Consider the following 9,325-nt stretch of genomic DNA (forward strand, 5'->3'; position numbering starts at 1 on the left):
TTTTCTCATGATGTAATCTCTTTGTACTTCAATTTGAAGTGCGGAATGTGGGTTATAATCGAGCATGGGAAACTATTAGGAATAAGCAACAAGGAAGCCGTGCCGCAATGGAGTTAATGACTGAGGGGTGTGATGAAAAAAGTCAGTTGGAGTGGATTCCAGAAGATATACTGATTGCACTTTTTGGGAAATGCTCCCGTTTTGAAGGTGAAGACTTGAGCAAACTCAACCTCAGTAGTGCCAATCTCATGGGTGCCCACCTCAGGGATGCCAACCTCAGGGATGCCAACCTCAGGGATGCCAACCTCAGTGGTGCTGACCTCTTCATGACCGATCTCAGGGGTGCCAACCTCAAGGGTACCGACCTCAGTGATGCTGATCTCAGTGGTGCTGACCTCAGGTTTGCCGACCTCAGTGATACCGACCTCAGGGATACCAAACTTAGCCGTGCCAAGCTCAAAAGGGCGATTTACAACAAAGCAACAAAACTACCTAAAAATTTTGACCCAAACCAGGAGCAAATGCTTTTGATAGCTCCTGGTGTGAACTTCAGTGGTGCTGACTTGAGTAGGATTGATTTTAAGCTTGCTGACTTTCAAGGTATCAATCTCACCAATGCCAACTTGGAAGGTTCAGATTTGCAATTTGTTCAAAACCTCACCCCTGAGCAAGTGAAAGCTGCCAAGAATTGGGAAAAGGCAATATATAGCGATGAGTTTAGGAAAAAATTGGGGTTGTGAAGTAGTTGCGGGTGGCTAAGATCCCCGACTTTTCCAAAAAGTCGGGGATCTGTGGGAATGTGCGATCGCGGTTTGGGGTGTTTGTAGGGATTGCAATCGCCTTTGTTTGGTTGGTTTGGAGGTGCGATCGCCTATCCTAGTATTTATAATCCCCCATTAATCTCAAAATTTATGAGTATCATTATCTCGGATGAAGTATTGCAAACAACCCAAATGTCAGACGCTGAGTTGCTGACTGAAATTGCTGTTATGCTGTTTCAAAAGGAAAAATTTACTCTAGGTCAAGCAAGTCGCTTTGCAAAAATGAATCAACTTCAGTTTCAAAGATTACTTGCAAGTCGTCAAATACCTCTGCATTACGATATTGCTGAACTCAGGGAAGATGTCAAAAGTTTGTCAGCAAATAATTGGCGATGATTATAGTTAGTGATACATCACCTATTAGTAATTTAGCTGCAATCGGTCAATTAGAATTATTGCAACAACTTTACGGTAATGTAGTTATTCCTACAGCAGTTTATCAGGAGATTCTTAACTCCGGTGATACAGACCCGGCAGTTTTAGCAATTAAATCCGTAAATTGGATTCAAACTCTGAATATTAAAAATACTGCATTGTTTCAAACTTTACAGAGTAATTTAGACATCGGTGAGGCTGAAGCGATTACCCTTGCTGTGGAATTAAATGCCGATCGCCTAATTGTAGATGAACGAAGAGGTCGAAAGGAAGCAATTAGGTTAGGTCTTCGGGTAACTGGAATATTGGGTATATTGCTAGCAGCCAAACAACAGGGGTTAGTTTTACGCATACAGCCATTATTAGACGATTTGATTGCTAATGGCTTCTGGATTCGGGAAGAATTGTATGCAGAATTACTACAATTAGCTGGAGAGTAGAGTGATCGCATTTGAAATTGTTGGGTTAAGCTGCGCTAACGCACACCTTAACGAAGTTATCGCATTTACTTGGGTTGTTTTGAGAGGGCGATCGCGTTTGTGGAGAATTTGCAGGGATGGCGATCGCTCTCCAGTTATCCTTAAAAGTTACAATAAGTATAGTATTGAGAGGAAAGGCAAAAATGACTGCAAAAGACAAAATTCATGCTGAAATTGATAGCCTTAATGAAGAATATCTAGATGAGCTATATCTTCTAATCAAAAATTTTGCTCAAGCTAAAGAACAGTTAAAAAAACCTAGTTTAATGTCAAAATTAAAACAAATTAAGATTGATGCACCAGAGGATTTTGCTAGTAATATTGATTCGTATTTGGCTGGTGAGAACATTGGCAAATCAGATATTTGTTGATACATTATTTGTTGTAGCCCTAATTAACCAGCGTGACCAATATCACCAGCGAGCTTACGAATTAGCCGATGCTTTGGAAACTCATCCCTTAATCACAACTGATGCAGTGCTATTAGAAATTGGTAATGCACTAGCACGCAACTACAAAAATGAAGCTGTTGAAATTATCGAGCATTTCTTGACTTCAGATGATGTGGAAATTGTGCGACTCACTCCAGAATTATTTGCACAAGCATTCACACTTTACAAAACCCATCAAGATAAAGGATGGGGGTTAGTTGATTGTATTTCTTTTATAATTATGAAGCAAGCAGGAGTCACTCAAGCTTTGACTTTTGATCAACATTTTGTACAAGCAGGTTTTCAGGCTCTGATGAGATAAATTGAGGACTGAGTTACTTTTGAAGAGAGTGAAGCTTACGCGAGGTGAGTCGTTCGCGTTTTTTGGGTTTGATTGGGAGTGCGTTAGCGCAGCTTAACGAAGTTATCGCCTTTGTTTGGTTGGTTTGAAGGTGCGATCGCATTTACTTGGGTTGTTTTGAGAGGGCGATCGCATTTCTGGAGTTTAGAATAGTTTCGCACCGCGAACTAGAGGTAATTCTGGTTTAGCTGGCAAAGTCTTGGCTTTACGTGGTCGGGGTTGTAAATTGGTTTTCTCGTCAACACACAGTAAACTCATCCTCGATTGCGCGAACTCACGTTAATTTAGTTACAAATCAAAATCAAGGGTAAAGGTTTCGCCGTCCGAATCTTTTTGTTTTTGGGGTATTAATGGAATTGGATCTGGCTGTTCTAAAATATTTTGATTTGTAGTAATCGGGGTTAAAACTGGTGTATGTGCAACTGCTTGTTGTATCGGAAATGCGCCCTTTTTAAAAGCAAAATAGCAATCAATAATAAAGTAAAGCGTTTCTAGATAACTTTTACCTAATTGCTCTGATTCTGCTTCTATACGTTCACGGTAGCTATCTTTGATCCGAACTTTTTCTGGGGTCTTGTCTTGTTTCTCTGCCATTGTTATCACTTACCAAATATCCTGTTAATTCTTTTTCACAATGGCTTTAGCCATCTCTAGAAGTCCAAAAGCATTAGCTTCTACCGGATTGTCCAGAATTTTGAAACCATTCTTCTCTAATAGCTTCTTAAATCCTGGTAACAAACAGCCTCCACCAATCGCCCAAATCTCATCGCCAGTATGTTTGGCATCAAGTGCCAGATTCACTGGTTTCTTCAAGTATTTTTCGTACCAATCTTTCAGACAAGCGCTGTAGACATCTTTGATATCAATGTCACGGCTGTATTTGGTATGCCCCATTTCCAAACAGAACCGAATTTTAGAAACATCTCCAATCTTGCCACCATTAATGCTTTTCATTTTTTTGGAGATATCATCAATCAAAACTTCTACACCTGTGGGATAGGGAGTGTGGACTTCTCGCTTTCCCTGGTTGTAACGAGAATACAGAGTCGTACCATTGCCAAAGTCTAGAACGGTTAACTTTTGCGGTAGTTGACGCCCAAACAATGCACCCATTCCCTCTGGCACTACTTTCAGCACTTCTACCGTTACATCTGATTGTTTACCAGCAAGTATTGGCTTCCTCTCTCCGTTTAGCACTTCTTTCAAGTCCGAGGCTAGAGCAACATCATGTAAACTGACGACTAACTTTAAATGCCAAGCCTTACGGTGTGGCAGATGTGCTAGTGCACCCAGTAATGTAATCAGCGCATTGTTGACTTTGTTTTCATTGTTGTCTGTATTGCGGTCAAAATGGTATCCTGTACGGAAAGCAGATTCTCCAACTGTGTAAGCAGTTCCGTTGAAAACCACCCTTCCAGGCACATCTTCCATTTCTTCTCTTGAAATATAACTGGGGACGCGAACGACTTCAAAACCATCGACTAGAAGTTTAATGCTGCCGTAACCGTTATTAATAGTTTGATAAAATCGCTGACATAGATTAAAAATCGCTTCAGTTCAGTATTATGACTGTACGCAGATAATTTTCGTTGTAAACTCAGAACGCCTGAAAGGTTTAATTAAACTTGTCTTCCTGCTAAGAGTTGCCTGTTAAGAGTTCCCTCTTTAATGTTTTCTAGATTCACGTTACCAACATTGGCAGCAAGAAGCCACTGCTTCATGTCAACCAAGGACTTTATCAATTTCGGCTAATTTCTGTTGCAGCAAGGTCTTCAATTCTTGGAGTTGTTCGCTACTCGCGTCCACCAAAGATGCTGACGATAGCGTGTTAATTTTTTGAATAACAGATTTTACTTCTTTCGACTGTGATTTTGCTGGCGTTAGATAGTTAGCTTTGATTTGTTTGATGATGTCACGTGTTTCGGGTACAGTGAGGTTTTCTTTTAGTACTTTGTCTGTAGCTTTCACGCGCTCCTTCTCTGCTTTTTGCTCAGATGTGCCTAATGCCTTAGCAGATAATGTTGCTAATGCCAATGCGTGTGCGCCTTTGAGTCCGCGATGACGAATTGCGTCTTTCAAATCTTGAGGTAAAGATAGCATTGGTAGGAGATTGTTTTTTACCGAGGCAGGATTCAATCCTAATTCGAGCAGCACTAAAAGTAAATTCTGCTCTAAACCAGTCACACCTAGTGCTTCTAACCCCTGCTGTTGTTCCTCTACACTCACAGCGATGAGTTGTGTAAGTTCTTTTATTTTGCGATCGCGCTCGATACGCTTGAGTACAGTCGCAAGCATAGTAGAGATTTCGTCTATGGCTAACCCAGTAGACTTGTTAACTTCCTTAACAATGGCTTCAGCTTTATCCAAAGGATTTAAGTCTTCAAACCCAAGAAATGTCATCAGCGATGATTGATCCAAATCCTTGGGCATTGGCACGACAACAGCCCGAACAGTTTTCCACTCTAGCAGTTTTGCCCCCTCAGTACGCAGCTGCCCGTCCAACAGCATATAGCGACCATTGTCTTGAGGTACAAGAATAATGGGTGTAATCTGTCCGTGTTTTTTTAGCAGTCGCGCTTTAGCTTGAATTGATTCTGGGGTGATTGTTTGTCGAGGTTGATTGGGGTTGGGGTCAATTAAGTCTACATCTATTTGTGCTTCTCCCGATTGATTTTGGAGTTGTTCTCGCAGAAGAGCTAGTTCTGCTTCTAATTCTGGAGACTGTGTTACTCGCAAATGTTCCACTTCAGCTTGCAGTTCAGCAATTTTCTTTTCTTGCTCGGTTTTTTGAACTGCTCCCTTAAATTTATCACCAATAGTCGGCAAGTTCCGTGCCATTATTTCTCCTTCTTCTTAATCAAACTAATTAAATCATCGGCAATTTGTTTAAAATCTTTGCACGCTGGATGCTTGGATCGGTATTCGTTTAAAGGTAATCCGTGGGCGCTGGCATTTTTAAATTCGTTTGAGTTGCGAATTTTAGAATAAAGTTTAATGCCTAGCTGTTCGGAAATATTTGGCAGTTGAGCAAGATACTGCCTGTGCATTGCTACGGCATCATCGTACATGCTGGGTACAAAACCCAAAATAGGGGGTTTGGGGTCAAGCTGCAATTCTTCAGAAGTGGTGATACACCACTCTACCAACTCTGCTGAACCGGAAATTGCTTTCATTTCTAGTTGTATTGGCACTAAAACATGAGTTGAGGCAGCTAAAGCATTAACATTCAGCATCCCCAAGGTTGCGGGGCAATCCAGGATAATTAGATCATGAGGTAAGGGATATTTGTGGAGCCTGTCTGCCAGAGTATATTCTCCGCGTTTGCGAATTACCAATTCATTTGCCATTTCTGCAAGTATTGGATGCCCTTGACAAACTTCGACTTTTGAATCGCCCCATGCTGGTACTAATGACCAATCACCTTTAAAATCCTTGGATAAAATTTGCACCATCGTATTCGGTGCTTCGACTGCTGACAAGCCGCAAAACACATCTAGCGATCGCTGTGGATCTAAATCCAGCAAAGCTACCTTGTATTTACGCCGACTGATTTCGTAAGCCAGATGTACGGCCAAAGTGCTTTTGCCTACACCACCGGCGTTTGCCAGGATTGCAAGAACTACCTGCGTCATAAAATCACCAGCACCTGATGAAGTGTAATCAAAAATATACCTGAATTCTGGAAATCTTCAACCACTGCTGCTTTAGAAATTAAATGCTACACTGCGGTTACTCTGCGCCATTTTAGAAAAGAGAAACATCCAAGACCACTGCTGTCGAGCATCATCAACGCGATCACTGTTTTTTGTCTTGAGATCATGTTAAGCATAAAGTTTGATAAAAGTTGCATTGACGGTGGAAAAGTTATCAAAAGCTAATGTTTATTTGTCGAATTTTAAAATTCGACATTTTCTCCTTCGCATTTGCTTACTTACTCCCGGTTCGCCCATTATCGCACAGAGCAAAACTCTTACTGGGCTATATCCTGATCACCCCAAAAAACAAACTGAGAAACCCACTGCCCTTAGGTTATTACGTGCTTTTTCTAACCTCAATTTGACGATTATTGAAGTCCGAAGTGAACCTTTTGGCTATGTTCCTGCTTTAAATCTTCTACAGCAGGAGATTATTTGTTTGTTAGCGCTATCACCTGATCTTTACAGCAACCTTGTGGATAATTCCTCTTAGTACAAGATTTCACAAGTTCGTAGTTCAAACCTGCTATCCAGTTTAAAGATAGAGGATTAATCATCCGCACAAACAATTGGTTAGAAACCACCATTTACCGTCGAACTGATGGTAGTTGGGTAGGATGAGCGAACATATTGCCTGCTATCTTGGAAAATACATTGAAGGAGATGAAGAGCGGGGATACCCTGATAGTTGGGAGTACCAAGGTTGGTTAGGCTGCCACCATTACATCTAAATCTATATCTACAAATCCACAAAAACCGTAAGCAATTGAACTCGCTTGCGGTTTCGTTTTTTAACACGGACTCACGTCCAAATAGCAATGAGAAAAAGCACTAAAGCTTACGCTAATTCTCTAAGAAAATCTATCTACCCCGCAGGAAATAACTATGGCTACTAAAACCAAGAAAGTTAGTTTGATTGATGACAGTGCAATGGGCATTTACCAGATTGCTGACTACAACGATCGCAAACTCAAAGCAATCTACTATGGATTACAGGAAACTTGGGGTAAAACCATCCAAGGGCAGTCTCAAACTAACTGGAATAAAGCCCAATGGGATGAGTTCAAAGCCAAGTTTGCAACCACGTTCGGTACAGTTGAAAATCCTAAGTACAGTGTTGAACAAATGGTTGAGTATTCTATCAAACACTTCAACAAAGGTTTGGAAGAATTGCTCGAAGTCAATAAACGTACCTGGCAAAAACGCGAACGTTTACTAGCAACACAAGTAGAAGTTATCTAATAATCAAAATTAACGAAAATAAGTCTCACTCACCTGACGGGTGGGATTTATTTTTTTCACGGGCTAAACGCCCCAAATTTGTGATAAATGACCTAGATAGGAGACAGTTATGGCTACTAAATCCACTAAAACCCAAGTTCTTAAAATCGATGATTCAGCTATGGAGCAATTCAAAGTTGAATCATTTGATGTGCGGAAGTATAACACTATTTTCTATTCGATTCGTAACCTCTACGGACGCGAATCGCGACGACAACTAGGCGTAGACAATTTCGACTGGAAAGCATTCAAAGCACAGTTTGAAATCTGTTTTGGTCATCCTGAAGAGCGTCGCTATACAACTGAACAGTTGCTAATGTTCGCACAAAATAAATTCAATATGGGTTTAGAAGACCTGCTAGCGTACAACCGTAAATCTTGGGAACTTCGCAAGAAACAGGAAGAACAATACGCAGCAATGGAGGAAATTAACCCTGTTATTCAGCCATCTCCAGAACTTGCTAATTCCCCCATTGATGACTCCGAAGTACTGGATGAAACTCCCTACTAATAAACCCTAAAAGATTCAGTTAGAACCAACTGTTTTGTACAGCCAAGTTCTAGCTGATATTTTTTTACTCAACAAACACGACAATAAAAATTTTCCCTATCCAAAATCAATTAAATATTCTCATTCACTGTTACAAAACTCTTGGGACGAGGACGGGGAGTATAGTCAAATTTGGGAGTAGGTTTAGCTTCTGCATTATCCACACTACCCCCAACAGATTTAGTTGGCGGTACAACCTCTGAACGTGCATAACCAGTCAGTTGATCAAACTGAATAATCATATGCTCGTGCAGGGCGTAAACGTCTGCTATCCGATTGCCCATACCAGAAGATATCTCATCAGGTATCAAGATATCACCATGCCAAGATACCTGAATCCCCTGTTTTTGAAAGTAAGCGTCTATCTCTGGGCGAACGTAATCAGCAGTTCCCCCACACAATACCAATTCCTCAATATCTTCATCCATTTTCGAGCGCAACCACCGAACAAGCGCACGCCAATATTCATCCCTAGCAAGTAATAAAGCCTTGGACATCAACTCGCCATCAAGTTGAATCTCCTCGCGTTTACGCTTGCGCGAGAGTTTCTGCATTACTTGGGGGTCGCAACAAGTACCAGCTTCGATCATCACCTCAACAATGTTGTGATTGTCAGGGCTTAGTCCTGATACCTTAGACGTGAAATTGTCTACCAGCCAAGACATCCCAAAATTGCTGGTTATTCCCGCACCACTTGAACCACCCCGAACGGTAAAAATACTGGCGTTACGATAACCAAGCATCACGTACATTGCAGCAGGCATATTCCCACCTAGTGTTCGCCGGCGGTGGAAAAATACTCCGGCTCCTTCAGGTGAAGCATCATAACGAAGCATCTTCACTCGCATCTTACCTGCTGGCGTATCAAACCCCCTAAATGCATCCTTCAAACGAGTTTGTAGTTGTTCTTTGTCTTGCACTTCCCCTGGTGGCAGCAAAATACTCAAGTAAGCAGCAACATCGTTACCCAGGTTTAACTTCTCTTTGGCAAGCCAAATTAGACCACACACCTTGGGAACTGCTAGTTCGTACTTAAGTTCTCTCAGTTGCAATATACCCCCAAACCGACGGCGGGCAAGTTCTCCCAACGCGCAATATTCACCGCCTATTCCTACCCAAGCGCGATAAGAGGGATTACCTTCTGTCTCAATGCCCTCAACCGAAGCTTTAGCAACGTCCGCTACTTCTGAGTCTAAAAGTAAGACTTGTGGCCTTCCTTCTGGATACTCCTGCACAATAGCCTTGGTCTTACTTCCACCCATATCTATCGTAATTACTATTTTTTTCTAGAGCGGTAAAACTTGCTAGAGAAGAGCAAAAATCTGGTAACGT

The 9,325-nt window shown here is 41.5% G+C and carries 12 protein-coding genes and 1 pseudogene; 8 read left to right on the forward strand and 5 right to left on the reverse strand.

What is annotated here, in order from left to right:
- Positions 1 to 47: 47 nt before the first annotated feature.
- The 5 genes from AC5JMK_RS07955 to AC5JMK_RS07975 all read left to right on the forward strand — a co-directional run bounded on the left by AC5JMK_RS07955 (position 48) and on the right by AC5JMK_RS07975 (position 2,428).
- The gene (locus tag AC5JMK_RS07955) at positions 48 to 740 is read left to right on the forward strand and encodes a pentapeptide repeat-containing protein (protein ID WP_495909817.1); all 693 of its coding nucleotides are present in this window, start codon (positions 48 to 50) and stop codon (positions 738 to 740) included.
- A 102-nt stretch (positions 741 to 842) separates the two neighbouring features.
- A complete protein-coding gene (locus AC5JMK_RS07960) occupies positions 843 to 1,157 on the forward strand; it encodes a UPF0175 family protein (RefSeq protein WP_495909818.1) in 315 nt (104 codons plus the stop codon).
- Positions 1,154 to 1,636 (forward strand): PIN domain-containing protein, encoded by a 483-nt coding sequence (locus tag AC5JMK_RS07965; RefSeq protein WP_495909819.1) that lies wholly within the window; start codon positions 1,154 to 1,156, stop codon positions 1,634 to 1,636. Before AC5JMK_RS07960 ends, AC5JMK_RS07965 begins: the two co-directional genes overlap by 4 nt.
- 182 nt (positions 1,637 to 1,818) lie before the next feature.
- Positions 1,819 to 2,046, forward strand: coding sequence for a hypothetical protein (locus tag AC5JMK_RS07970; RefSeq protein ID WP_495909820.1), 228 nt, complete (start codon positions 1,819 to 1,821; stop codon positions 2,044 to 2,046).
- Positions 2,015 to 2,428, forward strand: a complete 414-nt coding sequence (locus AC5JMK_RS07975; RefSeq protein WP_495909827.1) for a type II toxin-antitoxin system VapC family toxin — start codon at positions 2,015 to 2,017, stop codon at positions 2,426 to 2,428. The genes AC5JMK_RS07970 and AC5JMK_RS07975 overlap by 32 nt, the downstream gene beginning before the upstream one ends.
- Positions 2,429 to 2,755: 327 nt before the next feature.
- On the opposite strand, the gene AC5JMK_RS07980 is transcribed toward AC5JMK_RS07975, so the two are convergent.
- The 4 genes from AC5JMK_RS07980 to AC5JMK_RS07995 all read right to left on the reverse strand — a co-directional run bounded on the left by AC5JMK_RS07980 (position 2,756) and on the right by AC5JMK_RS07995 (position 6,099).
- Positions 2,756 to 3,061 carry a hypothetical protein gene (locus AC5JMK_RS07980; protein WP_495909821.1) on the reverse strand — a complete coding sequence of 102 codons (306 nt, stop codon included), beginning with the start codon at positions 3,059 to 3,061 and terminating at the stop codon, positions 2,756 to 2,758.
- Between the two features lie 24 nt (positions 3,062 to 3,085).
- On the reverse strand, positions 3,086 to 4,015 hold the full coding sequence (locus AC5JMK_RS07985; RefSeq protein WP_495909828.1) for a ParM/StbA family protein: 930 nt from the start codon (positions 4,013 to 4,015) through the stop codon (positions 3,086 to 3,088).
- A gap of 174 nt (positions 4,016 to 4,189) precedes the next feature.
- The gene (locus AC5JMK_RS07990; protein ID WP_495909822.1) at positions 4,190 to 5,305 is read right to left on the reverse strand and encodes a ParB/RepB/Spo0J family partition protein; all 1,116 of its coding nucleotides are present in this window, start codon (positions 5,303 to 5,305) and stop codon (positions 4,190 to 4,192) included.
- Entirely contained in the window at positions 5,305 to 6,099 is a 795-nt protein-coding gene (locus AC5JMK_RS07995; protein WP_495909823.1) for a ParA family protein, read from the reverse strand. Before AC5JMK_RS07995 ends, AC5JMK_RS07990 begins: the two co-directional genes overlap by 1 nt.
- 337 nt (positions 6,100 to 6,436) lie before the next feature.
- Here AC5JMK_RS07995 and AC5JMK_RS08000 point away from each other — a divergent pair.
- The 3 genes and pseudogenes from AC5JMK_RS08000 to AC5JMK_RS08010 form a co-directional block, all read left to right on the forward strand.
- Positions 6,437 to 6,655 (forward strand): annotated as a pseudogene (locus AC5JMK_RS08000) (IS1634 family transposase); the annotation flags it as partial.
- Between the two features lie 392 nt (positions 6,656 to 7,047).
- Complete coding sequence (locus AC5JMK_RS08005) at positions 7,048 to 7,404, forward strand: hypothetical protein (protein ID WP_495909824.1); 357 nt, start codon at positions 7,048 to 7,050, stop codon at positions 7,402 to 7,404.
- Positions 7,405 to 7,513: 109 nt separating this feature from the next.
- Positions 7,514 to 7,954 (forward strand): hypothetical protein, encoded by a 441-nt coding sequence (locus AC5JMK_RS08010; RefSeq protein ID WP_495909825.1) that lies wholly within the window; start codon positions 7,514 to 7,516, stop codon positions 7,952 to 7,954.
- Positions 7,955 to 8,064: 110 nt separating this feature from the next.
- Here AC5JMK_RS08010 and AC5JMK_RS08015 read toward each other — a convergent pair whose 3' ends face one another.
- Positions 8,065 to 9,255 (reverse strand): ParM/StbA family protein, encoded by a 1,191-nt coding sequence (locus AC5JMK_RS08015; RefSeq protein WP_495909826.1) that lies wholly within the window; start codon positions 9,253 to 9,255, stop codon positions 8,065 to 8,067.
- Positions 9,256 to 9,325: the final 70 nt, after the last annotated feature.

The sequence above is a fragment of the Pelatocladus sp. genome, assembly GCF_059505505.1.

Coding starts and splice junctions, on each gene's coding strand:
- AC5JMK_RS07965 (WP_495909819.1), top strand. CDS start 1,154: ATGATTATAGTTAGTGATACATCACCTATTAGTAATTTAGCTGCAATC.
- AC5JMK_RS07970 (WP_495909820.1), top strand. CDS start 1,819: ATGACTGCAAAAGACAAAATTCATGCTGAAATTGATAGCCTTAATGAA.
- AC5JMK_RS07980 (WP_495909821.1), bottom strand. CDS start 3,061: ATGGCAGAGAAACAAGACAAGACCCCAGAAAAAGTTCGGATCAAAGAT.
- AC5JMK_RS07990 (WP_495909822.1), bottom strand. CDS start 5,305: ATGGCACGGAACTTGCCGACTATTGGTGATAAATTTAAGGGAGCAGTT.
- AC5JMK_RS07995 (WP_495909823.1), bottom strand. CDS start 6,099: ATGACGCAGGTAGTTCTTGCAATCCTGGCAAACGCCGGTGGTGTAGGC.
- AC5JMK_RS08005 (WP_495909824.1), top strand. CDS start 7,048: ATGGCTACTAAAACCAAGAAAGTTAGTTTGATTGATGACAGTGCAATG.
- AC5JMK_RS08010 (WP_495909825.1), top strand. CDS start 7,514: ATGGCTACTAAATCCACTAAAACCCAAGTTCTTAAAATCGATGATTCA.
- AC5JMK_RS08015 (WP_495909826.1), bottom strand. CDS start 9,255: ATGGGTGGAAGTAAGACCAAGGCTATTGTGCAGGAGTATCCAGAAGGA.